30 protein-coding genes are annotated in these 26,536 nt (G+C 40.5%); 14 read left to right on the forward strand and 16 right to left on the reverse strand.

Annotation, left to right across the window (positions count from 1 at the left end):
- The first annotated feature begins 391 nt into the window (after positions 1-391).
- The 7 genes from FHW36_RS17025 (at position 392) to FHW36_RS17055 (ending at position 8,324) form a co-directional block, all read left to right on the forward strand.
- Complete coding sequence (locus tag FHW36_RS17025; RefSeq protein ID WP_145670780.1) at positions 392-1,858, forward strand: P-loop NTPase fold protein; 1,467 nt, start codon at positions 392-394, stop codon at positions 1,856-1,858.
- 578 nt (positions 1,859-2,436) lie between these two features.
- The gene (locus FHW36_RS17030; RefSeq protein ID WP_145670781.1) at positions 2,437-2,769 is read left to right on the forward strand and encodes a YegP family protein; all 333 of its coding nucleotides are present in this window, start codon (positions 2,437-2,439) and stop codon (positions 2,767-2,769) included.
- Positions 2,770-2,942: 173 nt separating this feature from the next.
- Positions 2,943-3,290 (forward strand): hypothetical protein, encoded by a 348-nt coding sequence (locus FHW36_RS17035; protein ID WP_145670782.1) that lies wholly within the window; start codon positions 2,943-2,945, stop codon positions 3,288-3,290.
- A 75-nt stretch (positions 3,291-3,365) separates the two neighbouring features.
- Complete coding sequence (locus FHW36_RS17040) at positions 3,366-4,475, forward strand: sensor histidine kinase (protein WP_145670783.1); 1,110 nt, start codon at positions 3,366-3,368, stop codon at positions 4,473-4,475.
- Entirely contained in the window at positions 4,472-5,176 is a 705-nt protein-coding gene (locus tag FHW36_RS17045; protein WP_145670784.1) for a LytR/AlgR family response regulator transcription factor, read from the forward strand. The genes FHW36_RS17040 and FHW36_RS17045 overlap by 4 nt, the downstream gene beginning before the upstream one ends.
- 214 nt (positions 5,177-5,390) lie before the next feature.
- Positions 5,391-6,203, forward strand: coding sequence for a CPBP family intramembrane glutamic endopeptidase (locus tag FHW36_RS17050; RefSeq protein WP_145670785.1), 813 nt, complete (start codon positions 5,391-5,393; stop codon positions 6,201-6,203).
- Between the two features lie 759 nt (positions 6,204-6,962).
- Positions 6,963-8,324, forward strand: a complete 1,362-nt coding sequence (locus FHW36_RS17055) for a site-specific integrase (RefSeq protein ID WP_145670786.1) — start codon at positions 6,963-6,965, stop codon at positions 8,322-8,324.
- Between the two features lie 348 nt (positions 8,325-8,672).
- Here FHW36_RS17055 and FHW36_RS30565 read toward each other — a convergent pair whose 3' ends face one another.
- The 5 genes from FHW36_RS30565 to FHW36_RS17080 all read right to left on the reverse strand — a co-directional run bounded on the left by FHW36_RS30565 (position 8,673) and on the right by FHW36_RS17080 (position 12,304).
- Positions 8,673-8,846: a hypothetical protein gene (locus FHW36_RS30565; RefSeq protein ID WP_186452496.1), complete on the reverse strand. Its 174-nt coding sequence runs from the start codon at positions 8,844-8,846 to the stop codon at positions 8,673-8,675.
- A gap of 566 nt (positions 8,847-9,412) precedes the next feature.
- A complete protein-coding gene (locus FHW36_RS17065; protein ID WP_145670788.1) occupies positions 9,413-9,721 on the reverse strand; it encodes a hypothetical protein in 309 nt (102 codons plus the stop codon).
- Between the two features lie 119 nt (positions 9,722-9,840).
- Positions 9,841-10,917 (reverse strand): helix-turn-helix domain-containing protein, encoded by a 1,077-nt coding sequence (locus tag FHW36_RS17070; RefSeq protein WP_145670789.1) that lies wholly within the window; start codon positions 10,915-10,917, stop codon positions 9,841-9,843.
- Positions 10,918-11,130: 213 nt separating this feature from the next.
- Positions 11,131-11,811, reverse strand: a complete 681-nt coding sequence (locus tag FHW36_RS17075) for a hypothetical protein (RefSeq protein WP_145670790.1) — start codon at positions 11,809-11,811, stop codon at positions 11,131-11,133.
- Between the two features lie 10 nt (positions 11,812-11,821).
- A complete protein-coding gene (locus tag FHW36_RS17080; RefSeq protein ID WP_145670791.1) occupies positions 11,822-12,304 on the reverse strand; it encodes a hypothetical protein in 483 nt (160 codons plus the stop codon).
- A gap of 181 nt (positions 12,305-12,485) precedes the next feature.
- On the opposite strand from FHW36_RS17080, the gene FHW36_RS17085 reads away from it, so the two are divergent.
- Positions 12,486-12,911 (forward strand): helix-turn-helix domain-containing protein, encoded by a 426-nt coding sequence (locus tag FHW36_RS17085; RefSeq protein ID WP_145670792.1) that lies wholly within the window; start codon positions 12,486-12,488, stop codon positions 12,909-12,911.
- Positions 12,912-13,093: 182 nt separating this feature from the next.
- Here the strand turns inward: FHW36_RS17085 and FHW36_RS17090 are convergent, their stop codons facing one another.
- The 6 genes from FHW36_RS17090 to FHW36_RS17115 all read right to left on the reverse strand — a co-directional run bounded on the left by FHW36_RS17090 (position 13,094) and on the right by FHW36_RS17115 (position 16,427).
- The gene (locus FHW36_RS17090) at positions 13,094-13,693 is read right to left on the reverse strand and encodes a hypothetical protein (protein WP_145670793.1); all 600 of its coding nucleotides are present in this window, start codon (positions 13,691-13,693) and stop codon (positions 13,094-13,096) included.
- A gap of 37 nt (positions 13,694-13,730) precedes the next feature.
- Complete coding sequence (locus FHW36_RS17095) at positions 13,731-14,504, reverse strand: relaxase/mobilization nuclease domain-containing protein (RefSeq protein WP_145670794.1); 774 nt, start codon at positions 14,502-14,504, stop codon at positions 13,731-13,733.
- Positions 14,494-14,856: a plasmid mobilization protein gene (locus tag FHW36_RS17100; protein ID WP_145670795.1), complete on the reverse strand. Its 363-nt coding sequence runs from the start codon at positions 14,854-14,856 to the stop codon at positions 14,494-14,496. Before FHW36_RS17100 ends, FHW36_RS17095 begins: the two co-directional genes overlap by 11 nt.
- Before the next feature lie 225 nt (positions 14,857-15,081).
- On the reverse strand, positions 15,082-15,264 hold the full coding sequence (locus FHW36_RS17105) for a hypothetical protein (protein ID WP_145670796.1): 183 nt from the start codon (positions 15,262-15,264) through the stop codon (positions 15,082-15,084).
- On the reverse strand, positions 15,261-15,599 hold the full coding sequence (locus FHW36_RS17110; protein ID WP_145670797.1) for a helix-turn-helix domain-containing protein: 339 nt from the start codon (positions 15,597-15,599) through the stop codon (positions 15,261-15,263). Before FHW36_RS17110 ends, FHW36_RS17105 begins: the two co-directional genes overlap by 4 nt.
- A gap of 108 nt (positions 15,600-15,707) precedes the next feature.
- Positions 15,708-16,427, reverse strand: a complete 720-nt coding sequence (locus tag FHW36_RS17115; protein ID WP_145670798.1) for a hypothetical protein — start codon at positions 16,425-16,427, stop codon at positions 15,708-15,710.
- Between the two features lie 245 nt (positions 16,428-16,672).
- Between FHW36_RS17115 and FHW36_RS17120 the strand changes: the two genes are divergently transcribed.
- Positions 16,673-17,803 carry a hypothetical protein gene (locus FHW36_RS17120; protein WP_145670799.1) on the forward strand — a complete coding sequence of 377 codons (1,131 nt, stop codon included), beginning with the start codon at positions 16,673-16,675 and terminating at the stop codon, positions 17,801-17,803.
- A 542-nt stretch (positions 17,804-18,345) separates the two neighbouring features.
- Here the strand turns inward: FHW36_RS17120 and FHW36_RS17125 are convergent.
- From FHW36_RS17125 to FHW36_RS17135, 3 genes are all read right to left on the reverse strand, one after another.
- A complete protein-coding gene (locus FHW36_RS17125) occupies positions 18,346-20,172 on the reverse strand; it encodes an ATP-dependent nuclease (protein ID WP_145670800.1) in 1,827 nt (608 codons plus the stop codon).
- A 40-nt stretch (positions 20,173-20,212) separates the two neighbouring features.
- A complete protein-coding gene (locus FHW36_RS17130; RefSeq protein ID WP_145670801.1) occupies positions 20,213-21,505 on the reverse strand; it encodes a hypothetical protein in 1,293 nt (430 codons plus the stop codon).
- Between the two features lie 446 nt (positions 21,506-21,951).
- Positions 21,952-22,932 (reverse strand): DUF4238 domain-containing protein, encoded by a 981-nt coding sequence (locus FHW36_RS17135; protein ID WP_145670802.1) that lies wholly within the window; start codon positions 22,930-22,932, stop codon positions 21,952-21,954.
- A gap of 465 nt (positions 22,933-23,397) precedes the next feature.
- Here FHW36_RS17135 and FHW36_RS17145 point away from each other — a divergent pair, with 465 nt between their 5' ends.
- Together FHW36_RS17145 and FHW36_RS17150 are read left to right on the forward strand one after the other, a co-directional pair.
- The gene (locus FHW36_RS17145) at positions 23,398-24,171 is read left to right on the forward strand and encodes a hypothetical protein (protein ID WP_145670803.1); all 774 of its coding nucleotides are present in this window, start codon (positions 23,398-23,400) and stop codon (positions 24,169-24,171) included.
- Positions 24,172-24,218: 47 nt separating this feature from the next.
- Positions 24,219-24,428, forward strand: coding sequence for a hypothetical protein (locus tag FHW36_RS17150; protein ID WP_145670804.1), 210 nt, complete (start codon positions 24,219-24,221; stop codon positions 24,426-24,428).
- Positions 24,429-24,511: 83 nt separating this feature from the next.
- Here FHW36_RS17150 and FHW36_RS17155 read toward each other — a convergent pair whose 3' ends face one another.
- Positions 24,512-24,823, reverse strand: a complete 312-nt coding sequence (locus FHW36_RS17155) for a helix-turn-helix domain-containing protein (protein WP_145670805.1) — start codon at positions 24,821-24,823, stop codon at positions 24,512-24,514.
- 199 nt (positions 24,824-25,022) lie between these two features.
- Between FHW36_RS17155 and FHW36_RS17160 the strand changes: the two genes are divergently transcribed.
- The 3 genes from FHW36_RS17160 (at position 25,023) to FHW36_RS30570 (ending at position 26,076) form a co-directional block, all read left to right on the forward strand.
- Positions 25,023-25,244: a SymE family type I addiction module toxin gene (locus tag FHW36_RS17160; protein ID WP_145670806.1), complete on the forward strand. Its 222-nt coding sequence runs from the start codon at positions 25,023-25,025 to the stop codon at positions 25,242-25,244.
- 330 nt (positions 25,245-25,574) lie between these two features.
- The gene (locus FHW36_RS17165) at positions 25,575-25,931 is read left to right on the forward strand and encodes a PIN domain-containing protein (RefSeq protein ID WP_145670807.1); all 357 of its coding nucleotides are present in this window, start codon (positions 25,575-25,577) and stop codon (positions 25,929-25,931) included.
- Positions 25,918-26,076 (forward strand): hypothetical protein, encoded by a 159-nt coding sequence (locus FHW36_RS30570; RefSeq protein ID WP_186452497.1) that lies wholly within the window; start codon positions 25,918-25,920, stop codon positions 26,074-26,076. Before FHW36_RS17165 ends, FHW36_RS30570 begins: the two co-directional genes overlap by 14 nt.
- A gap of 264 nt (positions 26,077-26,340) precedes the next feature.
- Here FHW36_RS30570 and FHW36_RS17170 read toward each other — a convergent pair whose 3' ends face one another.
- Complete coding sequence (locus FHW36_RS17170; RefSeq protein ID WP_145670808.1) at positions 26,341-26,520, reverse strand: hypothetical protein; 180 nt, start codon at positions 26,518-26,520, stop codon at positions 26,341-26,343.
- Positions 26,521-26,536: the final 16 nt, after the last annotated feature.

A 26,536-nucleotide genomic window follows, 5' to 3' on the forward strand; every position in this document is an offset into this window, starting at 1 on the left:
ATGTATTATTAGTGGCTATACCTTGGGATATATTATATAATTGTGGTTACCAGCATTTAAATTTTTTGGTATCTCGAGTTCAGGTTAAATGTAACAAAAAAACAAATTTTAGCAAAGGGGCGCCTTGATCTCAAAGCTGCTCTTTTTCCAGTTATCCTTATGTGGTGCCTCTTGAAACGTCTCTATGTATAGAAAATGTAGTACAACCAAATATATACATGAAAAAGCTGCTTTCTGATTTACTTTGCACTTATTATTCAATTCAATCGAGACTGCTTTTTTGATCTCTTAATCTATATTGGAATTCCAGAATAAAATATAACTTCGATCTCGTGATTTAATAGCCCGATTATCGAAACCTGTTCTTAATTAGTACATTATAGCTTAATATATGGCAGTCCCTTATTATAAAGAAATATTTGAGTATCCCATTGCTGAATTTACCAAACACCTGGAGCTAGAATTCAATGAAAGAATTTTCTTTTCTGGCAAATATGGAACTGGGAAAACCACTTTCCTTAAAAAATATTTCGAGCAGAGTGATATCAAAGAAAAGTATGAGCAATATCACCTCTTTCCAGTTAACTATTCAATTTCTTCTAACGAAGATATTATTAGATATATTAAGTACGATATCATTCTGACTATGCTGGAGCGTCACGATACCTTTGCCGAAGAAGGTAAGAGTTATCTAAAAGACCTTCCGGCATTCATGCTCAAAAACATGGATAAGGTCCTTGAAGCCATTATTGCAATGGTTCCAGTAGTAGGAAAGAATGTCCTCGAAATGTATGAAAAACTCGGAGCACTGAAAGATAAGTACCTAGCCTATGCCAAAGAGAACAGCAAAGGAGATGGAGAAAAATTGATAGAATATTTGAATCTTCTTGAAGGACAATCGGGAAGCCTGATGGAAAATGATATAATAACTAAGATCATCTCAGAGAGAATAAAATTCAGTAGTCCTAAAAAATCAGTACTCATTGTGGATGACCTAGATCGTCTTGACCCTGAACATATATTCAGAATATTAAATATATTTGCAGCCCATTTTGACACCAAAGCAAGTACCCGTGGTCCAAATAAACTCGGTTTCGATAAAGTCATCATAGTGGGCGACATTGAAAACATCCGCAATATCTTTCACCATAGGTATGGTTTATTAACAGATTTCGCAGGTTACATCGATAAATTCTATAGCGCAGACATTTATTACTTTGATAACCGGTTAGCGGTATCGAAAATCGTTAATAGAATACTTTACAGCTATACAGTAGATGGCGATAACAAGGTTGCAGGCAGAGTCTATTTGGATGACAGGTGGATTGGCGGAATAATAACACATCTCATCGAAAAAGGTGACCTCAGCCTGAGAGCCATTTTAAACACTCATGGTAAGGAGCTTTCATACCATATAGAGGTCGTAGATCTAATGGTTGGCAATCTTACCGATGCCCATCGTGTACCTCTGATTTACAAACTCAAATATCTTACAGAACTATTAGGTAGTACGGGTAAATTGATTACTATTTTGAAAAAATTTTCAAATGAGAATATCACGCTGCAACATATACGTCTCCCACTTGGCAGCCTTCTTTATATTCTAAATTACAGGCTCATTGAAAAAAACGCTGACCGACCATTCCTTTTGGATCATGGCAACCAAAAATTCTTTATCGAAGAACAAAGAGATTTCTATTCACATATGATTACAGAAGTAGAAATATATAAATCTGTGCCCTCTGGTGAAACTGACCAATTCAGTAAAGGAGAAAAATACTACGGACAACCGAGGGAATTTTGGGAGCTCTGTATCCAGGTTGTCAATCATTTAACGGTATTAGGGTATCTAAGATAGCTTCTTGAAAAATGTGTCCTATCTTGTTCAATCATAAATTATTAACGATTGCAACGATATCTTCTCGATTTTGTACCTCTACCATTTACTTATAGATTTCCCTCTGGATAATGTTCAAATTTTTAAGCATAAGGAACATCGATTTTCAAAGTGTGATGTCAGGGTTCATACAAAGAAGGAAGATACCTTTGTAATATATTTTATACTGAATTAATTAAGCCTAAAATAGATGAAAAAACTCAAACCCAAGCATGGTGGGAAACGAAGAATAGATGATGGGTTACTACCGTCTGGAATATGTTCTCCAGATGGCCAAAGTTATGCCGTCGAGCATATGTTCCTCAGCTGCCCCCATCATCTGTTCTCACGGACGCCGCGCGATAGTACAATGCTGATCAGGGTACCGATGCTGGTGTTCGCGCGCCTGGTTCTCCCGAACATTTCTTTATTTCTTACCCTCACCCACCTTCCCTCCCTTGAGACAAGAACCACACACATATTATTCATTCAATAATCCTATAACTTGGATCGTTTTGATTTATTAAGTAACTTCCTATGTAATAAATAAATATTCTGTTATGGGTAAATTTGTTATCTCCAAAGACGCCAAAGGTGAATTCCGTTTTAAATTAAAAGCGGGTAATGGCGAACCAATCCTGGCTAGTGAAGGCTATACAACGAAAGCTAGCTGTGAAAACGGCATCGAATCTGTGAAAACCAATTCTCAGGTGGATGAAAGATTCGAGAAAAAGACTTCCGCTAATGGGAAACACTATTTCAATCTCAAAGCGTCCAATGGACAAATCATTGGAACCAGCGAAATGTACGAAAGTAGTTCTAGTCGTGACAATGGTATTGCATCCGTTAAGTCAAACGCAGTTAGTGCAACCATTGAGGATCAAACGGCTTAATGTTTCTTAAAGTAGTGGCTGCCTGGCCAGTGGGCAGGTCGGCCGCTATTAAACTGCGGCTTCTTACTGTAAATGATTCATTAACTGATTTCAGAGCGGACACGGTCAATCCACATTTAGACGCAAGTCCGGATATAATTTTTGTTAGCACCAGGTAAACTATTTAAGCTAAAATGCTAGATCGTGATTTTTGTGAATTTTTAGAGTTCGAACTCTGTAAAGCATTTGCAAATGCTGAAAACAATGATATAAAATCTCTTTGGTGTGATGGCATTTTACTAGCTGTAACTGCCGACAGCTACTCCCAAAAGCACATCAACGATAATAGACAAGCTACCTTAAAAGCGTTTATAGGAACTGACGGTCAGTCGGAATATGACCTAATACTTAAATTTGGGAACAAAGCATTGAGTAGATACGCAAGACAATTAGACATTAAACATTGTATTCCTATTCAACACAAAATAAATTGGTTCAATATTGACGTTGAAAAGAAAAAAATTGAAATACAACTTGATTGATAACATCTGTAATGTTGAGATAAAGGCCTAACAACGTTATATTGATAAGACGGCTTAAAAAATGCAACTTTAGGTATGTCAATGTCCCAATCCCAATTTTTCCTTGATCCAGGCAGGGGGTTGCGCTGGTTGCAGCATGGTCTGTTCTGGTTGTTGCTGCTCGGATTGCGCTTTTACCTTACAAGTATTTCCTTTAATGTCTACGGTGGTTTCCCGGCAAGCAGCGTGTTACTGTTGAACATCAGCAGCACCGGCATTATTGTTCTGTTTTATTATGTCCTGGTTTACTACCTATGGCCAAAATACCTGGCCAGCCATCACTACGTTAAAGGTGTATCGTTGATCTTGTTACTTTTGGTGGTTTATACGATCTCCGATGCTAGTGCCGAGAAATTTCTGATCAGCAGTTGTGTACCCTGCGCAACCCGGTTGGCGCAGACGCAACCCGGCTACTTTCAGCTTATACAATCCAATTTAAGCAACATTGTTCTCGTTCGCCTGGTAACTTTTGGCACCCCATTTTTTCTGCTGCTTACCCTAACCATTCCGATCAGTATCAAGACCGCCCTGAATGGTTACCGCAGCAATATGAGGAGTGTAACCCTGGCAAAAGAAAAGCTGGAGCTGGAACTTAAATTTTTACGGGCGCAGCTGAACCCGCATTTTTTATTTAATTCCATGAATAATATTTACGGACTGATCATCAGCGGGAACACGGAACGGTCGGCCGGCCTGGTATCCCGTCTGTCTGAATTGTTGCGCTATATGCTTTATGAATCCGAAGCGGACACTATGCCACTTAGCAAAGAGGTAAAGCTGATTGCCGATTATATTGAACTGGAAAAAGTAAGGTTGAATTTTACAACGGTGACGTTTAACCCGCCGACCATTTTGGCCGACATCGGAATCGCCCCATTACTGCTTATTCCGCTGATCGAAAACGCATTTAAATTCACACCGGACGAACCAGGTGCTTTTATCGATATTGCATTAACTGTCACTCCTGATTCGATTAATTTTAAGATAGAGAATAGCGTTGACCCCGCCAGGCCGAATGGTCCGTCCGGCGGTATCGGCCTGGTCAATATGCGGAAGCGGCTCGAATTATATTATACCGGTCGCTATCGTTACGAGGTCAGCAACAATGGAAATAATTATTTGGTGAATTTATGCCTGAGCCTATGAAAAAGATCAATTGCATGATCGTTGATGATGAGCCAATCGCACGGGATATCCTGCAAACTTATATCCAGCGCGTTCCCGAACTGGAACTCGTTAAAAGCTGCCGCAACGCCACTGAAGCCTATGAAGGACTTTACGGGCAGCAGGTCGACCTTATTTTCCTGGACATCCAGATGCCGGTCATTACCGGTACAGAATTCATGCGCTCGCTGCGCAAGCCGCCGTTGGTTGTTTTTACCACGGCTTATTCCAGCTATGCAGTAGAAGGATTTGAGCTCAATTCAGTTGATTACCTCTTAAAGCCGATCACTTTTGAACGGTTTTACCAGGCCGTGCAAAAAGTAAACGAAAGAATGGCTATCAAACAGATCCCGGTACCAGAAACAGAACATCAGCCGGACTACCTGTTCATCCGCCAGGATAACAGGCTGGTTCGTGTGGAGCATGACCAAATTTTATATATACAGGCGGAAAGAGACTTCAGTTCGGTTTATTTAAAGGAAACAAGGTTGCTCGCAGGCATGCACCTGAAACTATTCGAAGATCTGCTTCCGCTCAAGCAGTTTCTCCGGGTGCACCGGTCATATATCGTCAATCTTAAAGCGATCCGCGCGATCAAAGGTAATGTCATCGAATTGGAAAATGCCGAGGTCCCCATTGGGGCAAGCAACCGGGAAGAACTGTTTCAAAGATTGCAGCTCTAAAAAAACGATGATAGTCGGAAAGATTCAAAGATTCGTTTCAATCATTTTTCAGGCTGCATTTAGGAAATCAATATGTCCAGATTCCTGCAGGAGAAGCTGACAACAGTGCTATCGTCGGTTAGGACAGTTTGGTTGCCGATTCAAATGGGTTCGTCGATTTTATTTTCCGGCTTGGACAAAATGATTTCTTTTTGCAGGCAATCACGATAAAAAAATGGAAAGAAAAAAATTGATTGATCGGCTGCCCGTCTGGCTAAGGGTAAGTGTTTATTTTACTATTATTATTGTAGCCGCTTATATCGCCGTAGTCGTCCCCGCGCTTGACAGTATCTCCTTTTATTTCGGGATCGCGTTACTTTTGAGCTTTTTGTTCCTCAAAGCTGAAGGTAAACCGTTAACCAGCCTGGGATTTGTGCCTGCCTGTGCTACCGATTGGAAAAATTTCTTCCGCGGGCTGCTCATCGGCTTGTTGGCATTATTGACAAGTGCAGGGCTTACGATCTGGCTGAATAGCGGCCGGCTGGTATTTACCGGCCGTGCTGATCCTATATATTTGCTGATATTGATTTTTATTCATCTCTGGTCGTCCTTTGCGCAGGAATTTACCTACCGTGGTTATCCCTTTCAACGTTTGCTAAAGTCGTATGGGCTATGGGTCGGTCAACTGGCGATCACACTGCCGTTCGCCATCATGCATCTTAAGCTGAATACCAGCATAACCTGGCAACAGTTCCTGATGACCTGGCTCACCACCGGCCTGGGCTCTTTACTTTACGGGCTTTGCTACCTAAAAACGGGGAAACTGGTATTGTCCATTGGTCTGCATATGGGCTGGAATCTGGCCCAAGCACTCGTTCCCCGCTCGCCGGGGGAAAACAAAACCATGCTTTTTACCCTTGTGCAGAATGCCCGGGATTATCATCCCTTAAATGTGCTGCTGCCGTACATAGGCGTTACCGCAATCCTGATGCTCTTTATATGGCGGTCGAAGACCTGGCAAGCGAATGAAAAATCCAGCAACTCATGATGATCTTTATACTGTGAAACGAATTGGTTTTAACGGCCCAGCCTACGCGGCAAACGTCATATTATTGATCTATTCACACCAGTTTCAATCAATCCTGTCACAAAGGACTTAGGTCCGTTGCAAATAAATCAAGCGATATCAATGGTAATTGAATATTGCCATTAGCATAACACCTATTTTTTATCAAAAAGTCTATGCAACCAAAAACCTATAACAAACACGGAATCTTTTCGGATCAAAAAATTTCCGTTGATCAAGCAATGAAAACTTTAAGAAACAAGGTATTGAAACAAATGAAGCCCAAACTAAAGTGATACTGAATTTCCTCTACCTGTTTGCCAAACTGCGGAATAGTCGAGGATCTAAAGGCCCTTCGGATAATTTTCCCCAGAAGGAAATCGAACACTAAATTATTATTTAAAGTAATTAAAGGGATGATATATTCGCATGGTCACGAATTAGAGAATGATGTGCACACAAAAAGTCGAACCGTTCTAAAGTTTGCAAATCCATCTATAAGATGCTGTAAAACAGCAAGTTGGTTGAAATAAAAAAGGAGACGATCAAAATTGATCGTCTCCTTAAGTGATCCCGCTGGGATTTCGTTTAGCCTTTTTAAGTTTATAGGTCTTTACCTAACTTAATTCTAAAGTTCTGATTTTCAACATTCTATAACATCAATAAAAAAATTTACGCCTTACCTTTATATCGGTTAACAGCATTGAACTCAACTAAAAACTCGACTAAAATTTTTTGAGTATGCTGTTACCAATCAAACTAATCTGCCCAAAGGGCAAAATGCGCAAAGATGGCACCTGTATCGTTTTTATCCAGTATTGCGGGGATAAAACCATTCTCCTGAATACAGAAATAGCCATTCCTCCCAAATACTGGAACCGGAAGTTTCACCGTATTACCGCCGATCTCCCAACAACATACGGGGCCGCTGACGATCTAAACAGCCAACTGGCAGCCCTTCTACGAAAGGCAAGTGATATTATTTCCCATGCGGTGAAAAAGAAAATACAGGATATATCTGCCTTTGCAAAGAAAACCTTTCACCCGGCTTTTGACACGGCCACATTGGAAGAAAAGGCCAAACAGGCGGCGGCCCTCAACCCCAAAACAAATTTAGAGCTGATATTTCAGATTGAAGATTATATCAAATGTAAGCGGGATAAGGTTTCTAAGGGTATGCTAAATGTCTACAAAAACATGAAAGATCATATGGCAGTCTTTCAGGAATACAGGAAAGCTCCTATTACATTTGATTCTTTTGATTTTAATCTCTATGAAAGCCTTGTTAACTACCTCACTTATGACTATGTACAGCGCCGCAAATCGGAAATAATTAACGGCAAAAGAGAGCAAATTAAAGGGCTTAAAACCTCTACAGTTGGCAAAACCATCAAACAGCTACGTATATTCCTGCGGGATAGGATGCGCCGTAAAATCATCTCCCCGATTGATTTATCGGACTTTAAAATACTGGATGAAGAAGCAGACGCCGTGTATCTGACATGGGCGGAAATCGCCCGAATATATCAAATAGACCTTTCCGAACAACCGCACCTGGCTAAATACCGGGATTTGTTTGTTCTCGGCTGTCTGACTGGTTTAAGATTTTCCGATTTTTCCTCTATACAACCGGAGGACGTGCGGAAAGGGTCACTATATAAGAAACAGGAAAAATCTGATCATTGGGTTGTTATACCGTTAAGAGATGCAGCAGAAGAAATACTGATCAGGCGCTTTAACCGCCAGATCCCCATTGTAAGCAATCCTGAATTTAACCGCCATATCAAAGAGGTGGCCCAACTGGCGGGCATTTGTGAGTTAATAAAGTTCTCCCACAAAAAAGGTAATAAGGATATAGTACAGATAAAGCCCAAATATGCGTGGATTACCTCTCACACCTGCCGCCGCTCATTCTGCACCAATGAATTTCTGGCGGGAACTCCTGTCGAGCTTATAATGAAGATCAGCGGCCATAAAAGCCTGCGTGATTTTTACAAGTATATCAGGATCACCCCTGAAGAAGCAAGCCGGAAGATCCGGGAAATATGGGAAAAAAGAGGTGATATCGGCATATCTGCCGCGGCTTTGCAAAATGTAGGGTAACTAATAAGGGGAAGGCTTTACCCCTCCCCGTATTACCTATCCTAATAATACTATTGAAGGTTGAAAAAATTACCGTCCAAACCTTCTTAGCACTTTTTCAAGATCATTAAAGGATTTGTTCGTATCAGAAATGCTTCGTTTTACGGACCCATTACCATCTTCCAATTGTATATTGACTCCACAAGAACATCGTACGGTCCTCCTAGTAGTCACGTCCTTTAATGTAACCTGATGATTTCTGCCGCATCCACATTTGACACTGACTTTTTGTTTCGATATATCAAACATCCTTTTGCTTTTTAAGAGGTAAACAAGGATGAACAGTTAGAGCTGTTCATCCTTGCATGCTTATTTTTCCTTTGTTACTCCTTTGAAAGGTTTTCCATCTGATTTCCCATCTATAAACCTACCTGTATTTGTATCTCTTTTTATCCAAACCTCTGTTTTAGGATTATAAGTCTGGGTTCTTTCCTTTACTGCTCCATTGCGGTGACCATCACCGACTTTGCCGTTCTTAGCCATAGTTAAACATTTTTAAGACTAAATAAATTGTTAATTGAAAGAGTATCTCTTCCAAGGAATACGAGAAGGATCAATTCTTGATAAAAAGTTGACAATGTCCTTTCTACCCTGGTAAGTAGGTCTCCCTCGTCCATCTTGGGCCATCAAAATCAATGGAACACCCGGAAAAAGCCTTCCAATATTTTGCCGAGCATTCTCGCATTCATTTATACTACTTAGCACATAGGCTCTTACTACCACTATGGCAAAAGTCACTCCTTGCTCCCTTATTAGAGCTCCATCGATCTGCATTTCAATAAAATTAGTTATTAGTAATTCATTGCTCTCGTACATCACGGAGTTAGAGCAGTAAGCCGGTAGATTTGTGGCTGATTGTTGAAAAAGTAGTTTGTTTTTTCAAATAAACTACTACCTTTGTGGTCTGAAAAATCATCAACAATAGCTGGAATGCGAGGGGGTACCAACCCCTGCTAAGCTTTCTACTGCTTTAAAAACATTCCTACGACAATGCCTTATAAGTTCCCGCTTTAAGGCATTATTTGTTTTTGGTAGTTTATATTTTTCCTCTATTTAAATACATTCATTAAAAACTCACGACGCTGCGTGTCTTCTATGTTCTGACGAAAAAAATCAGCAGGTGAAACAGAGTTAACACCAAAGTTAGCGGCGATTTCTCTATAAAATTGAAACTCATCTTCAATTACCATTACACATGAATTAGTCACGCACAGGTGAATCACTAAAAGGCCTCCCTTTCCGATGTGAGACATATAACTAGAATGCGTCTCTGCAAAATCAAGTGCATCTGCTCCGTCATCAACAAGATCAACTATGCCAGCCCCGATCATACGGTTGATCAATGTTTGTTTCTCCAAAGAGTAATAAGAAATTCTGAACTCTGAAATGATTATTTTACAGCCATTATCAATAATTGGTTTGACTAAGCCACACCTGTCAAGCGTTATCAATAAGTCTATATTGTAAAAAAAATATATCATTTGATCTCTAGCATTCCATTTCTATACATTTGTTCCAATTTATCTATTGGCGTATTAGTCAATTCTGCTGCTTTTTCCCATGTTATTCTTTTTTCAGCAATAGCCTTAGTAATCAAGTTCTCAATTCGAGCAGGCTTTTCAAGACTCTTAGTATATCTTCCAAGGCTCATTTGGCTATCTCTCCAAATATTATAAGTCTGTAGCCAATTATCTTTTGTTATGTTATTTATAATTCCAACATTATTTGCGCGTATGATGATTGCAGGAATGGAAATTCCGTAGGCTTCCTTTAATGAAATAAGCTCTATAAGAGAAATCGATGTCCGATCCTTTCCGATCGCTGATATCAACACCTCATCGGGTAGAAGCATGGCTGCTGCAAAGTAATGACACATATTTTCTTGATCCCTCTTTGTAAGAGTAGAGCTAAACCTTAATAGCAGGTGAGCTAATTCATGAAGAATTGTAAATCGTTTCCTAGTTATTTCTGGGTCATCGAATGTGTTCACTATAATTACAGGTATATTTCCACTAGTATCTTCAATGTAACCACAAACCCCAGAAGAACCTGTAGGTCTTTCAATTGTCAAAATGATAAACCCTTTCAATTCAAGAAATTCTGTCACATCGTCAATTGGAGAATCGGCTATTTTCCATTTTTTTCTCAGCTTTTTAGCCGCTTTTTCAACATCACTATTAGTGCTTATTTCAGTATCAGCAACCGGATTATCAAATAAAATTCTTTCATTCATTATTGTGACAAGGTCCAAATATTTCTGGGCAACTGTCACTATCAATTCTCTTATTGTGTTTTTTTCTTTTTCCTCATCTTGGAGTGTATGACCATCCCTAAACTCAATCAATTTTATCGACTGTGGCGGAGCGGAAAAGAAATGCCAAACCCTAACACCTAAAGCCTCTGATATTTTCTTTAATACCTTATTACTAGGAGTGATTGTTCCATCCTCATATTGTTGAATAGCAGGTTTGGAAACACCGACTAAGTCGGCAAGTCCTTGGATGGAAAAGCCTTTTTTAAGTCTTAGTTCTTTTATTTTGTCTCCGAATTGCATAAAAATCTACTTCGTATAGTCAAAGTTATGTTTTTTATTTTACACTATACGATTTTTTTCAAAAAATTTAACTCTCGGACATTTCGCACAACAATTATTCATAATATATATCCGTAACAAGAAAGATCCTAACAGAGTTTCAAACAATGTAAGCTCAAAAAAAGAGCGTTTGAATCCCAAACGCTCCTTTTCTTCTGTAACCCACTATAGTCCTCATGCTTCATCCTTTTTCTGGTTGGTTTCATTAATTATTTTATCGTAAAAAGATTGACGATATTCCCTAACATCAATCAGGTGGCCCGCTTCGATGAGTTTTTCGAGATGCTTTTTTATGCCCAACATATCAAAATCTAATGTTTCATCAAGAAACGTTCTCCGAGATATGCCCATAGAAAACAATTCACGGAGTAACTCTCGCCATTCCCCCAATGTAAGAAAGGAAAAGAATTTTCCTAACACCTGATATGGGTTTAAAAACTCTTTATAGGTAAGGCTTCTAGGGAAATTTTCCCATACTTCACGATAAGCTATGGCTTCCCCTTTACTCTGCCTAATCCATGCACAAAATAACCGGGGGTTCATCAGGTCAATTTCTTCTTCATCTTCGCCTTGTATGGTGATCGCTTTCCTTCCGCTGTTGTCCAATTGTTCAACCAAAAAGGCGGCTTCAATTAGTAATTCCGTTCTTTCATAAAAGAATTGCAGCCCGGATGCCGATAGCTTGCTAGGCTTTTCCTTACTGGTTGAACATAACCACTTATTCAAAATTTGCCTTGCCCGTGGCATATCATGCGCAGAATAGTATTCGTGTATGACTTCGTACGGGTCGCGGATTTCCTCTGTTGTTAAGCGCAGGGGAAGGTTATCCCACGCGCGGGGAGTAGTAAAATACATAGCTGGGGATTTATAAGTTTGAAATACTGGTTTGTGACTTCATGCAACCGGGAAAGGCTGTAAGGATGCGCCCCCCGCTATCCGTTAAAACGGTTAAAAGGCTGGTAGGAAGCTGGTTAAAGTCGTGGCCTATTGTTTTCCCGGTATCAATAACCCTTTTAAGGTAGGTAGCCCCGGCAACCTGTTCAACCGGCTCTGTATTGGCATCCCGGAGCAAGGCCAAAATTTCCACTACCGGAATAGTGAATTTACTGACACTGGGGTGTCTGGGAATTTTAAAATGATGCCTTTCCATAATATGAGCCAGCGCCCCGACACTGATATAATAAGATCTGCGGAATAACTTTTTTCTGTCCTTCATTGGTACGCTGATCATAGCAGCGTTAACCAATTCGTTTAGCCAGTTTTGCGTGTCGCTAAGTAGGAAAACCAGCCTTAGCCACTCATCTTCATTAAATGGCGGGCTTAGGTGAATCTTTTCTATTTCTTCCATAACTTAAATTTTGGAGGTTATTTAAACATGGATGCAAGATCAGATGTAATAAAATCATAATCAATTCGTTACTAGCATAGTTTATGGGGATAATCAAGTATTTTATCAGGTAAATTATCCGGGATAAAGGCATATTTTAGCAGTAGAAAAATCTTATATTTGTTTAATGAGCATTACTACTATGAACAAAAGCATCCATGAAGGCCGGAATATCAAGCGATTCCGGGAAATGTTGAATATAACCCAAGAAGCTATGGCTTCTGACTTAGGTGATGATTGGACACAAAAGAAAATTTCCTTGCTTGAAGGAAAGGAGAAGGTAGAGCCTGAAGTCATTGATCAGGTTGCAAAGGTGTTGGGTGTATCTGCCGAAGCTATAAAGAACTTTAGCGAAGAAGCAGCTGTAAACATTATATCAAATACTTTTACCAATAATCAGCAGGCAGCCGGTTATATGGTAAATCATAACCCGACTTTTAACCCTTTGGATAAATATGTAGAGGCGATTGAAGAAAACAAAAAGCTCTATGAGCGTTTGTTGCAGACCGAACGTGATCGGGTAGAAATGCTTGAGAAGCTGTTGAATGAGAAGAAGGGCGGTAAATAAAATACCATAGCAATCAAAATAATAAAAGCCACTGCCTAAAAGTAGTGGCTTTCATGTTTTCTATCTTGATGGTAAGATAACAGGAACAACAACAAAACACGTTCCCCCATTGTTTGAAACCCCTGCCGGGAGGGGGCTAGGGGGATGGCGCGGCAGCAGCGCCTCCCCCGGACAAATATGCGTTAACGAATTTTTCCTGCTCTATTCCTTAACTGGCCTGCTTCTTCCTCCTTTTCCCGTGCTTCTCGTAGCATAGCTGCTATGCGTTCCCTTTCATCCTCCCACTTTATAACGCTATCCCGGAAGGCTTGCGGGTTTATGTGATACAGGCTATCCGTTTTAGACAAGAAAGGGCGTAAGGGCTTCCCAGCCTGTAGCAATACGTAACGGTATTTTATATCCCCGGCCTTGTAGTCCTGTAGCATTGAGCGGGTATTGAATAACCATACGCCCCCTAAGACAAGTAACATGAACAGGCAAGCGGAAACGATTACCCCCGCATGTAAATGATGATGATGCTTGATTTCTTGTATGGGCGGACGTTTCAGCAGATCATTATTTACTTCAAGATGTTGCGATAGTGCATAAACTGCCGCCGAAGGGAATTTCATTCGTTCCGGTATTCCTGCTACATCTGTTTTTATCTGCTCTAAAGAAGTACCCACACCCTTTAACTGTTCCGTGTAGTCTGGTGTTTGCGGCGCTGTGCTATTTATTTGCCGGATACCTTCATCAACTTTATTTAACTTGTCTACAATCGTCTGCAATAGCAACTCATTCATAATACATAGTTTAATTCATTTTTAAATAGATTTACTGTTACAAGCGCAATCCACGCCTGTTTTGCGGTTTCTGTTCCTGTGCCATCTGCTGCCACATTGCCTTTTGTAGCCCTGTTATAGAGTACTTCCGGTCGATGCTGCTACCCTTAAAGGCATACAAGCCTTTTTTGAAACTAATCCCCTGTAGTTGCTGCGTATCTCCTTTGTACTTATACTGTATATCTATTCCTTTTTTCGTCAGCTCCTTTTCCAGTGCTGTCAAGGTTTTACAGCGGTGCAATGCTGATTCGATGGCCTGAAATATTTCATAACGGGCCTGCTCTTCATTGTTAAGGGCTTGTAGGTTGGTAAGGGCTATTTTCTTTTCAATAGCAGGAATTAACTGATACTTCTGTGTAAGCTGTTGCGCGGCCTTCTTCCCACGCAAGCCTATCCAACTATCGCTGATCGACTGCCCTTTGTTATTAACCAAATTAGCGACAATGTGCAAGTGCAGGTGGTTGGTATCTGTATGTTTGGTTATCACATATTGGGTATCTGTGATGCCTATTTTTTCCAGATACTCCCGCGCAATCTGTGCCATCGATTCATTGGTTAACTGCTCACCAGGATAAAAGCTAAGGATGCCATGAAAAACAGCTTTTCGTTTATCCGGTAACTGCTGCCGGTTCACTTCAAAGTCATGCCCCATATACCGGTAGCTGTACTCTCTCACCCCTTCCGCTTCCAGTATTTCCGCCCGCTGTTCATCGGCGCAGATATAGCGGCAGCAGCCATAAAAGGATTTACCGGTTATTACTTTACTTATCACGCTTTAACCAGTTTAAAAGGTTATCAATCTGCTGACGGTAACTTTCAAAAAGTAGCATCGCGCTCAACATCCCCTCTTTGTGGGCCTGTTTTGATACCTGATTGATATTATTGGCCATTCCTATCAACTGTTTGATATATGCCCGTTCTTCGTCATTTAAACGGGCTATAACGCCTCCAAACAATGCCATCTGACGGATATAGCCAGTGTAACGCATACGGGCATTAATGGCCTTCTCCTTAACGATAAAATACTCGGCTTTGGTAAACCTCACGCCTGTACGTATTTCCTTCCTCACGGCTTTGGCGGGTCTGCCGCCTTTGCCTTTCTTCTTTTCCTGTGTCTGTTCCATATCAGCTACGTTTTAATCTTCAAGGGCTGGCAGCTTTGCTGCCCTGCCCGATCTTCCCGTACAGGTGGCAACGCCGCCTGTACAATCTCCGCTAAGCTCTCCGCACTTCCCCCTTGCGACCAACGGGAGAAAGGGGGCGAGCGGTTTTTGCGCAGCAAAAACACCGCTCGCTAACGGAGCGAAGCCCGTTCCGAATCCGCGAACGGGATGCCGAAGGCGGCCCGTTCAATCTTCACGGGTGGGGCCTGCGTGGAGCAGCCCCGCCCCATCTCCGCGTACAGGTGGCAACGCCGCCTGTACCATCTCCCTGAACGGGATGCCAAAGGCGGCCCGTTCGGTCTTCGCGGGCGGGCCTGCGTAGAGCAGCCCCGCCCCATCTCCGCGACCGGTAGCAACGCTGATTGTCATCTTTCCGATTGTTCTCCGGGCTGCAACAATTGCTGAATGTCGTTCCAAAGGAAATAGACCCTCGACCTGATTTTGTACGGTTTTAGTTTGCCGTGCTTTATCCAGTCATAAATGGTAGGCTTGGTAACCTGAAATAGTTGACAGACCTCACCAATTTTGTAGAGGGGTTTATAGGTGAGGCCGGGGGTATCATATGCCGGGATACGTATCGGCTGCCTTTCCAGTTGGCTGACTTCTTCACGCACCAATACACGCAGCATTTGCCAAAATTGTTCCGGCTCCATCGGGAACAGTATTGGCGCTGTCGTCTGCACACTTCTTTCTCTCTTTTCCATATTATACCGATTTATACAGCAAATATGGTTGCTCAGGAAAAAGAAAACGGGTTAAGTATACTTGTTTGGCGGAAAAGGAGGGTTTTGGCCGTGTCTTCATCAATGATATTAGGGCCTTTGAAATTGTTGCTCCAACTGCTTTAGCCGTTGGATACCTTCATCAAACTGCATTGCTTCTAAGACAGCATAGGCTTCTTCAAAACTTTTGCTGACCTCTACAAGATGGCGATGTTCCAATTTGGCCCTCTTATCCTTCTTAAAGATCAGGTCAAGTGCCTTTTTGATTCCATCAGGGCTTGACCCGAAAATTTTGTGTAACAGGTCTGCACATTTATCACTGGGAGTTAGGTAATTCGCTTTGCTGGCTTTGTCAAATGCGTAGAAAAAAAGCACCAAGGCCCGGTTGGTTAGCTGATCTTGTTTACACTTTTCCAGCAATGCACGTTCACGGCCTTCATACGTTGCTATCACCGTTTCCAGCTTTGGCAGAAAATCACTGGTAAAAATGGGCCGGTAAAGAAGGAAATACAATGGCAGATACGCGGCTATACCTAACGTCACACCGACAAGTATATGCATACCATTCAATTGACCATTGTAAAACCAAACAGCAGGAGCGGCTACACCAACCAGCAGCAAATAATGCCAAAGTGCATTACTCCAATATTCGTTAATCAACTGGCTGCGTGTTGCCTCTGCTGGCCAATTGGCATAAATATCCCGCTGACCTTCATGGGTTCTACGAAAACGGGAATAAATGTAGCTGTATTTAACGGGGAGGTCAAAGGTGAAAAAGGATTTCAACCACTTCATATTCGTACTTCTCATTTCCTTTTATTTTTGGTGATAGAATTTTTATACTTCCTAAATTTACGAAACGGGAAACGCCTTTTCCAAATTTTTCTTACACAACTTTCCACCTGAGCTATGCAATGGGAATAGTAAATACTAGAAGGTTAAATTTGCCTCGGTCTGAATGGTGTTCTTTATCTCTCTACGGTGTGAATTACTTCTTTTTAATAATTTACGCTTTATAACTATTTTTCTTTACTTTAAATAGAAAATCGGTCTTTATGATTCCCATTGCCTCAAAAACCTCTTTTGGGTCTAAATTAGCTATTACGCTTTTTGTGACCATAGCAATAGTAAATAGTTATTCTTCTGTTGTTTATTTCCGTCTCTCCATGATCCCCAATTTTGCACTGAATAATACTATCTACAAATACCTAAACCCTATTTTGATCCTTGCCGGGTTAGCTTTCGTCATAGTATTTCCAATATACTGGCAACGCAGGGAGAATAAACAGGAAATCGGCAGCAAAAAGATACGCGCTTGGTTCATTACAATCATACGCTATTGGCTGGCGCTTGAAATAAGCGGCTATGGCTTTGGCAAAATATTTCATCAGCAGTTCGCAGAATCTTATGTAAGAAATGATACCATAGTTAGCAAGCTATCAGGATATTCACTTACATGGAATTACTTTGGTCACTCGTACGCGCTTAGCTGCGCTATAGCTGGGCTTCAAATCATGGGGTCAGTTTTGTTGCTTTTCCGACGCACAACCTTATTGGCTGTGATTTTATTACTACCCGTAATGACTAATATTGTATTAATTGATATATTTTATGACATACCTGCTGCTGCTACGCGAAATGCCATATTTTTTACGACAGCTCTATTGTATTTGTTGCTATTGCATTGGCAAATTATAAAACCGGCATTATTCCAACCGCTTGAGCAAACAGTCGCAGGTAATGGATTAGCTAAACAAATTTTTCGAGTGCTGACTATTGGGTCCAGCTTCGCATTCATCATATATATTACGTATTTCGTATTAGAAAAGCCAAAGATTGCAGGTAAATGGGAAGTAACAGAGACAATCAGAAATAACGAAACTATAGACTCTCACAGATGGCTCACTGATAGCACTGATTGGAAAAACATTTATATCGAACGCTATAAGAGGATCACGTGTTCTCCCAATCCTTATGTCATTGAAGAAAAAAGAGCGCAGAACGGAGAATACTTCCTTCAAAGGGGAAAAGATAGTATCAAAATAATTTTATTTGAGAGAAAGGCTCCCATTTTGATAGGTGTTAGGTATGCGGACGACAATCACATGGAGTGGCGGTATAAAGATGGGAATGATACTGTCATGCTCAAACTGGCTCGATCGACCAGTTCTTCTGCTAGATTATAATTGTTTTTTCTCATCCTCAATTTGCCAACTTTAAGCAGTAGATTCTTTGTATCTTAGTAAAAGCTGATTAACCTGTATAAAGTACGGGAAAGAAATCGGGGTTATATAAAAGGAACTCAACTAAACGCTCGACTAAAAAAGTAAAACCTGCGACCAGCGCAGGTTTTGAAAGTTGTCTGTGATCCCGCTGGGACTATATCAAAGGCTTAATTGCCGCCGCTTTTCGAGGATTTATTAGCTACTGTAGACGATTTTGTAGACTCGTGAAATAGCTTACTTTGTGAGGGTTTGAAAGAACTTGTAAACAGTACAAATATACGAAAACCCTTGCTGAATCGTTGCAAAACAGATCATAATCTGTTGAATTTAAATGCACGCAATAATACAAGCTTACTAACACGGCAGATCAACAATATTTTGTTGTGCTTATCAGAAGAAACACAACGAATCGTAGCCTTTAAGTGCGCATGATCCATTGAGACGATGCAGGCCCTTCTCCTACCAAAAGCAGCTATTATGTACTCAAGACTTCAGAAATGGATTCAATTTCCGTCCCTGACCTTTTCTGTTAAAAATGAAATAAGTCTTCTAAAATTGTTCATTGTCTGAACAGACAAAGGTACTTCTATTTTATTTATCAGTAATTCCTGTATAGTTCTATGGAAATTTGTTTTATCGTACCTTGTTGTGTCTGGAAATGATTTTTGTTGAATCAATAGTAATTCGCTGGGATCAAAGAGCTTTTCAATTCCATGCTTCTTCCAAAAAGCATCAATATCATCCAGCGTAAAGATTCGTTGCTCTACAATAATCCCAAAGCTATCAATATACTTAGTCTTCTGAGATTTACCCTCCTTGTCCGAATCAAGTAATATAATAAACTCCTTTCCCCAGCCCATGTATAGGCTAATTAGTGTATTTAAGTTACTAGATCCTGTACTTGGAACTAAAGCAATGTCTCCTGGGATTTTTAAAATCACTTCTTTCAAATACTTTAACACATAAAAGTCTGTTTTCCCTTCTAAGAAAACTGCATTTGAGATATTTTCTAAATCACTAGGCCTATAATCTAAAACGTCTAAAATAGGTTGAAAATAAGCTGTATTGTGCGGGTGAGCGGCAGCAAACTCGCGATATGTTTTAATAGAAATATTTGTCTGTTTAACATTGTAACTATCAGTAGCATCAAATTTCAATGCTTCATTTCTAACAATAAACGTGCTCTCTAGCCAGTTGGGGTTTATCAAATGATGGCTATGAGTTGCATAAATTATCTTACTGTTCAATGTCAAGTTTTCAAAACTCTTTAATAATTGTTTTTGTGCGTTTGGATGCAAATTAGATGCAGGTTCATCAAAAAGAAAAATGACATTTTGGGGAGTATCCTTCCTAAATGGTCGAAATTGAGTAAACAATAGAAAAATAAAAAACCACCTAAAACCTAAAGAACGCTCATTAATTGAGTATATTCCATCATCCGCCTCAATGTCAATTTCCAAGTATGCTAAATCCTCATCGTCTGAAGCATAGTTGATAACTATTCTTGTCGCAGAAACCTGCTGCTTAAAGATTCTACTCCAAGCCTCAAAAACCACATCAGTTACCTTTACGGCCATTTTCTGAACGAGCCGATTTAAACTCTGTCTTTCTTTATTCTTTATCCTCTCTACCAAATGGGTTTTAATGTTAGTTGAATTATCCAAAGAATATAAAATATCTTGAATTAGTTCAATATAAAATTGTTGCTTAGGAGAAGGATTTTCTTTGGTTTCTAAATATATTCTAGAAGGAAAATCAAATAAAAAATTGGGAAAATATAAAATACTTGGAATCAAACTACGACAAAAAGTTGCCAACTTAGTATTTACATGATTATAACTAATATCTCCAATATCAACCGTTTTATATCCGTTTTTCAAAACACCTTCAAAGCCACTCCACTTTGAATCTAAGTCCTTAAACTTAGAATTCTCAAAGTTATAATGCCTGAAGTATGTTAAATAGTTTCTGTCTCGTTTAGGAGACACCTTTTTAAACTCCGTATGCTCCTTAGCATAATCGTTAATTTTTCTTAAATCGTCCTCATCAACTGATAACTTAAAGGCTAAACTAACTCTGTCGTTAAAATTATCACGCTTGCTAATTGGAATCATTGAATTCGGATCCTTTATAACAGAGCCAGGGATTTCCAGTGCTTTTAGTTCTTTATTTAACGGACTAAATAGATCAATAGCCTCTAATATTGTAGTTTTTCCACTCTCATTCAAACCAACAAGAGTAAATATATTGGCTTCGGGAGATTTCTCTAAATTTAAAGTTAGCGAATCAATCCCTTTAAAATTCGTAATCTTGAATTCTGAAAATTTCATAGTGAGTAAATGCCAATTAATGTTATAAATTGGATAAGAATTACTTTAATGATGGCAACTTGTCCGGAATAACAATTGATTCTGCTATAGCGATATTTCTAAACTCTTGCTTTTTACTAACATTATTCTGGAATAAGCTATCCAGACCTTGTGCAAGGTAAAATGAGAACCATGATTTGCTTAGTTCTTCACAAACAAACTGCACAATCTCTTTATTTATCGGTAAGTATTCAATATATTGACGATAACCTGTGGAGTCGTTATTAAGCGTATTCCAGAATTTGTAATAGCTTCTGTCTGGCTCTACAAATAATTTCTGATAAAGAGCTCTATCATAGCCATTATGTCTTAATATTTCCCTGTCAAGCGGATCGTCCGAATATCGCTTCTCTGTCGCAAAAAAATCATTCGCTTCTTGAATCTCATTGGCTGGAATCAAATTATTTCTTAGTAGAGAAGCATATATTTTAATGCAACTATTTCGCTGCAGAATTTGAGTTTTCCACAGTTTTCGAATTTCCTGTGATGTATAGTTCAATAGTTGAATAACCTCAGGGTATTCGTCTATATAATGAAACAATTTATCATGATCAGACTTAAGGTAGTCTAACATCGATTCTTTTACCGAAATGGCTGGCAATTTTAAAATTTCGAAAATAAACCCATTGCGAGATTTATAAGACCAATCATAGGTTGCTTCGATTATTTTAAATGCCTCATTCCAAAAATAAGGTAATTCTGTTTGATCTACGGATGAATAAATCGATGAAACAAGTGGGGTTAATGGAGTTCCTTCAGGTGTCTGATTATGATCATAATATACGGTCAACTGATTTAACAAAGATGCCATCCCTCCTTCGATGGTTATTTTAGGAAGATTACTTATCATGAAAGTCCAAAATGCCTCTATATGTCCCGCAACAATGATATTATCTTTATTGTGCGCGCAATCGTTACGCCTATCTTTCCAGTAGGCAATCTGCTGGCGCAATCCATCACTTAGCGGGAAAAAAGGGTCTTCTGTTCTTGTCCGGCTTGACCCAGAACCCGTTGTTGTCTCCTTTTTCTGTAAGGCACTGAAAACTTCGGCTTCCCAGAGGTCTTCATTTCGCAGGGCGGCCAACTTGTCAAGCCACTTTTGTTGCGGTAGTAATGGAGGCTTGTTCCCAGCCATTATACGACTTTTAATTATCACTAAAAAGCCAAGATAGGACATCAATAAGGACGCTCTGTAAGCGGATGTCTTGTAACAGATTATCGCGTCTAACAATAGTGGTTCTGCTGCATTAGGAAGCTTTTGAGCTTCCATCCACTTTTCAAATCCTAATTTCATACTTAGTATACTTTCACTCCTTCGGACAAAGAAGGAATTTTTGCTTGCAAGTGCATCTTCTTCTGATAGTAGGGATTAATGTGTTTGGGTCTTGAATCTTCCTAGGTTTCATCAAAACGCAGAAGAACGTTTGTGAATCTGCAACCATAGGCTTGCGCAACCGATTTTCGTGATAAATCCGATCTTGGTAATGTTACGTTCTAATTTTCATGAATAACAAGCTATAAAATTCAATGTACGAAATTTAAACGCATAGCTAAAAAATATTTTCAGTTTTCATAAAATCAAATAATCGCCTTTAAGTATATAAGTTCAGCAAGAATATTGCTTCGTATTTAATGCAAGCTGTTAGCCTATATAAAACACGTGAACGCAATAGGGGTTATATCAAAAGAGTTCGTTCAACTAAAAAACAAAACCAGCGAATAATGCTGAGAAATAAATATTCAGGCCACAGTAACCCCTGGTCGCTGCAAATTCAATGGCTTACCACCATTTTCTTTTATTGCGGTAACTATCACACTAAAATCGTTACGTGCGCTATATACGTCCCTGTTGGCGAAAGCATATTGATATAAATTGTTTCTATCTCGCATCCTGTTTGTCAATGGAACAAAAGAATCTAAGGCAAAATTCTTGTTATCAAAGCACTCAACATCATACATGGAAAGCAAGATGTTACTTGCTAAAGGGAACAATACTTGGGCGCCCTTCATACCTAACCCCTGAAACACGAATGGCTGATTGGGTATCTGAGAAATGGTCGCAATAGGATAATCTGAAGTGTAAAGGTCATTGCTAGAAGATACCATAAACCCCCATGCTTTTTTCAGAAGTATTTCCCGGCCTTCATCAAGGAGCTGCTGACTAGTGTAAATTTGAGCATGAATAACAGCTTTTTGCTCCCTATCTTCATTAGTTTGCACCAAATCCATTGAATCTTTCCACTCTGGATTCTCGGCTTTAAAAAAAGCATTGATTAAATCCAGTCTTTTGCGGTTTGCAGAATTGTACATTTTATAGAACCTCTCGCTTACTTCTGGTAGTCTAAGGAATTGAACTACGATAGAAAGTGATAGCTCCTCTTTCTCCAAACTAGTTAGTACCGCGTCCTTATTAGGATTCAATATCCATCTAGTCGCCTTCTCTTTAATATTCGCTAATTGTATTCCATACTCAGCTTCAATGCCAGAAGAAAAAAACTGCTTTTCAAAGTATTTTTCATCCCAAGTAGGCATTTTTTCTTTTGCTATAAACTTATCCTTAACAGTGTATAGATCCTCTTCGCAACCCACATTTTTTGTCGATTGGGAATATGACTTATTCTTGTTTTTATTATACACAAATAAGCTCTTTCCATTTTCACTAAATCCTTTCAAATAGCAAACAGGCACATAATGGTGTTTCTTATTAGGCTCATTTTTCATCTTGGCAATTTGAACCTCCAATTTAATACAAAATACCGTTTAAACGCGTAGTGACTCGACAAGTCTCCTAACAGTAAATATGCCTTTGATAAGGATTAGACGAGCCAATGACTATAGCAAAAAGGCCGAAATCTGATTTTCGTCTATTTTGATAAATTGACAAAACTCAGCCACAGTTACCATATCCCCTTTCCTCTTCCCGTTGGCCTGCCTTATCTGCTGCAAGATTTTTCGGGCCGTTCGCTCACTCCTGCCGGTAATGTTCATCACATCTTTTGCATAAATCACTATGCGGTTAGGTACTATTTTCTGCGAAAATGGCATAATCGGAATGGAAATTTTTCTGGGTTAAAATGCCGGCTTAGGTTTGGGGTGGTTACCGCAAAAGTACCGCATTCTGCGCAGATGCGAGCCTAACGGGCTTGGCTAAGTAAACAGCCCTTTCTATCATTCAATTGTTTCTATATGGCAAGACAAAGTGGAATCATTCCCCTGAAAGGAACAATCGGCAATATCACCTTTTACAAAACGAAAGCCGGACACCTGGCACGTGAGAAAGGTGGCATAGATGCCAGCAGGATCGCAACAGATCCGGCGTTTATCCGGACCCGTGAAAACGGCGCGGAATTCGGTCGTGCCGGCAAGGCCGGTAAGCTGTTACGTACAGCCTTCCGGGCGCTGCTCTTGAACATCGGGGATAGCTATATGTCATCCCGCCTGACCCGCGAAATGGTGAAGGTGATTCAGGCAGATGCAACCAATGTACGCGGCCAGCGCAACGTCATTGACGGTGAGGCAGAGTTGCTCAAAAGTTTTGAGTTCAACAGTAATGCCCGGTTGGGCGGTACGTTGTACGCCCCGTTTACCACGGCCATTGATCGCGCTGCCGGTACCCTGATTGTCGATATTCCGCCGTTCGTTCCTGTCAACATGGTGGCCGCTCCTGCAGGTGCTACCCATTTCAAAGTTTTGGCAGCCGGTGCGGAAATCGACTTCGAGGCAGAAACGTTCATCAATGGCAGTGCGGCAAGTGCTGAATTGCCCATCGATGCCACCCCTACTGCCGTCATGGCTTTGACCGTAAACGTGACAGACAACACCACTAAGCCGTTGTTCCTGGCTTTAGGTGTAGAGTTTTACCAGCAAGTTAACGGGGCTTTGTATAGCCTTAAAAACGGCGCTTATAATGCGCTGGCGCTGGTAGACATCTCCGGTATGCCGGCAGCACCAAACCCATAATAACAGGCCTGTATGGGCCGGCTTTTCTTCACTTCTAAATTGTGTGTATGAAACTTGCACAACGACTCACTGCATCAACACCGCCTTTTTTCAGTAAGGTTCGCAATATAGGTTTGATCCTGACAGCGATTAGCGGCGCCCTGATGGGCATTCCCGCTATCCCTGCGATCATCGTCAAAATTGCCGGTTATATTGCTGTTGCCGGTACTGTCATGAGTGGGGTCAGCCAGACAGCAGTGTCAAAAGAAGGCGGTTAGACCGCTGTTAAATCGTTTCCCGGCTAAGGTGTGGTTACCTTTGGGATTGTTTGGTGTAAAGGCTTCCGCGCAAGCGGGAGCCTTTATCTTTTGCCTTGTAATTTCTCTTTAGCTTCAAATGCTTCAATTACAGCCATAACGTATTCTCTATTGATCGGCGAAAGTTGTTTGATTTTCTCTGCTAGTGCGTCTTCCCGGTTAATATCTCTTATTAAAAAGTCCAGTGAACTGTCCAGGACTTCCGCAATTCTGGCGGCTATTTCAATTGAGGGTTTTGATTCATCGCGTTCATACTTCCCTATAATATCCCGCGATGTGCCAGTCGCATCGGCCAGCTCCGTCTGTGTTAACTTTTTTTGTTTTCTGGCTATGGTAACTTTTTCACCAAACGTCATAATGGATGATTTTCGCGCTAAACTACTGATTTAAAATTTAATATGAAGTAGAAGCAGCATGATGAACTAACAAAGCCGGAAAAGTAGATTATTATCAACTTTTTATGACAATAAAATGACCTAAAACTCTACAAAACACGACATTTAAAGATTATAATTATCTACATTTTAGTTATATTTGTAGAAAATAATCAACTTTATGAAAAACCAGCCAAATGAACGAAAAGCCAAACTGCATTATAAAAGTTCGGAACGCCTCTGTCACTGGATAAAAGTACCGTGGTTAAACCTATCCGGCATTTGGCTGCAAAGAGCCGGCTTTGACATTGGAGACAGTATCTCTATTGCTATTGAAAACCGAAAACTGATCATTACAATTACCCGCAAAGCGCCTCCAGAAAAACCATTTTGGCAGAAATAGGACAACTCCACCTGAACACTAGGTGACTGAGGGCGGACTGTATCATGAACCGCCGCCCACAGGAACCCAGCAATTAACTGTTAACCCAAAACCATATTTAATGAAACACCGCAAAGCGCCGACTTAGTCCGGCAGCGAAAACCGTATTTAATAGTTACCCCAACAGAATACAAACCGGGAATGCAACATTGTTTTTAACCTCTCCAACCATTTTTTATGATTCATGTTTATACTGACACCTCAGTTATTGGAGGTTGTTTTGATAAGGAATTTAAAGAACACAGCAACGCGCTGCTTAATGAGTTCAGATTAGGTATAAAAAAGCTGCTTTTGTCTGATATAGTGATGATGGAGCTGGACCCTGCGAAAGATGAAGTAAAGGCCAAATTAACGGAAATTCCGAACCGTTATAAGATTGAGATCAAAGGGCATCCCAAAGCGATTAAACTGGCGGAAACCTATATTGCGGAAGGAGCCCTGAGCAATAAATGTTATAACGATGCACTGCACATCGCGTTGGCTACGTTGCACGGGGCTGATATCCTCGCCAGCTGGAACTTTAAACATATTGTAAACCTTGACCGGATTAAACTGTATAATTCTATAAATTTGCGTATGGGGTACCGCATAATTGAAATCAGGACCCCGCGGGAAATCTTAAAGCCAAATGACCATGAAAAAAAGTAAAAAGTATGACGCAGTGGCTGAAGTAAGAAAAATCAGGGAAGAGTTAAGCCTGAAGTACTGGGGCCATCCTGATTTATTGTTGAAAGACCTGAAAGAAGCCAGGGAAAAATTTCACCTGGAACAAAAAGCCCTAAAAGGGCGCTAACCCTCCCCACCTCTTTTTCCCAAATTCACAACAGCATTAGTAAAGGCTTGCCGGTATGGCAGATCAGCAATATTTTGCTGTGCCGGAAGGCTTCTGTTTCATGATGATTCACCTGTTTAACCAGGTGCGGGGGCTGCGTGCCGGGGAAGGTCGGGGCCGATCCATTGGGAGAACCGCTGCGGTCAGGAGGCGGCGAAGCGTGAAAGAACCGCTTTTTTAAAGAAAGTAAACAGATAGGCCCGGGGTGATCCCGGGCCTATCTGTTTACGGCATTAGTTTTATGCTGTTTACGGTTGCAAAGTACACCATGACGACCTGCCGGCAGGCCAACTCCGGAAACTCCCGGGCAACGGCTTCCTGCTCGCGTGTGGTGAGCAAACGGCTGGCGCCATTAGCACAATTGTAGATGGCCCAGTAGGTAACAAACTTTTTGATGTAAAACATAATGGTTGTGTTTAGG

This window comes from Chitinophaga polysaccharea (genome assembly GCF_007829335.1).
Classification (GTDB): Bacteria; Bacteroidota; Bacteroidia; order Chitinophagales; family Chitinophagaceae; genus Chitinophaga; species Chitinophaga polysaccharea_B.